Below are 1,113 nucleotides of genomic sequence, written 5' to 3'. Positions count from 1 at the left end.
GCGGTGTGGGGTGTGGGTTGTGTGCCGCGGTTGGGTGGGTGGGTGTGGGGGTGGCGGGGAGGGTGGGCCGTAGCACCGAGTCCACACGCAGGACCAGTTCCCGGGGGCTGAACGGCTTGGTGACGTAGTCGTCGGCGCCGACCTCCAGCCCCAGGATCCGGTCGTCCTCGTCGCCCCGGGCGGTCAGCATGATCACCGGCACGGGCCCGCGCTCCCGCATCCGCCGGCACACCTCCAGCCCGTCCATCCCCGGCAGCATCAGATCGAGCACCACCAGATCGGGCCAGTGCGCATCGGCCCGGGCGAGCGCCTCCGGCCCGTCGGCGGCCCGCTCCACGACATACCCGGCCCGGTCCAGATACCCGGAGACGACTTCGGCAACGGTCGGATCGTCGTCGACCACCAGAACACGAGCACGGGTGGCTCCGCCGGTTCCGCGGGGCTCACGGGATTCCCGGGGTTCACTGGACCCGTGGGGTTCACTGGGCCCGTGGGGCTCACGGGATTCCCGGGGCTCACTGGACCCGTGGGGTTCACCGGCCCCGTGGGGCTCACCGGTCTCACGAAGTCTGCGGGGATCATGGCCGGGCACACGGGACTGGCGGGACTGAGCGGGGTCACGGGGCTGACGGGACTGAGCGGGCTCACGGGACTGTCGGGACTCACCGGGCTCACGAGACTGACGGGGCCTACTGGATTCCACGACCCGCGCGGTCGTCCTGGGCGTCGCGACTACTCCGGTCGCCCCGGGCCTCGCGGTCACTTCGGGCCTCGCGGTCACCCGGGACACCCAGGTCCTCGCGGCCTTCCCGGTCGCTCCGGTCCTCGCGGTTACTCCGGTCGCCCCGGTCGTGGCGGTCGTGGCGGTCGTCCCGGGCCTGGCGGTCGTCCCAGTCACTCCGGGCGTCCTGGGCCTCGCGGCCTTCCCGGACACTCCGAGTCGCGCGGCCTTCCCGGTCGCCCCGGACACTGCGGGCCTCGCGGCCTTCCCGGACACTGCGGTGGCCTCAGGCCCCGCGTCCTTCCCGTTCGCCCCGGACACTCCGGCCCTCGCAGCCGCCCCGGACACTCCGCCGACTCTGATCCTCGCGGACACCCCGGACACTCCGGGCC

Annotated in this window: 1 protein-coding gene and 1 pseudogene; one reads left to right on the top strand and one right to left on the bottom strand. The window is 73.4% G+C overall.

Features of this window, described 5'->3' with window-relative positions:
* Nucleotides 1-403 (bottom strand): response regulator transcription factor (locus ACFWI9_RS34685; RefSeq protein ID WP_387169376.1); only part of this gene is annotated, 403 nt, incomplete at its 3' end.
* Nucleotides 404-860: 457 nt separating this feature from the next.
* Between ACFWI9_RS34685 and ACFWI9_RS34680 the strand changes: the two are divergent.
* Nucleotides 861-1,113, top strand: a pseudogene (locus ACFWI9_RS34680) (hypothetical protein); the annotation flags it as partial.

The sequence above is a fragment of the Streptomyces sp. NPDC127084 genome (genome assembly GCF_042724175.1).
Taxonomy (GTDB): domain Bacteria; phylum Actinomycetota; class Actinomycetes; order Streptomycetales; family Streptomycetaceae; genus Streptomyces.
Note: the sequence above shows the minus strand (reverse complement) of the source record. Positions and strands in the feature narration are given on the sequence as shown.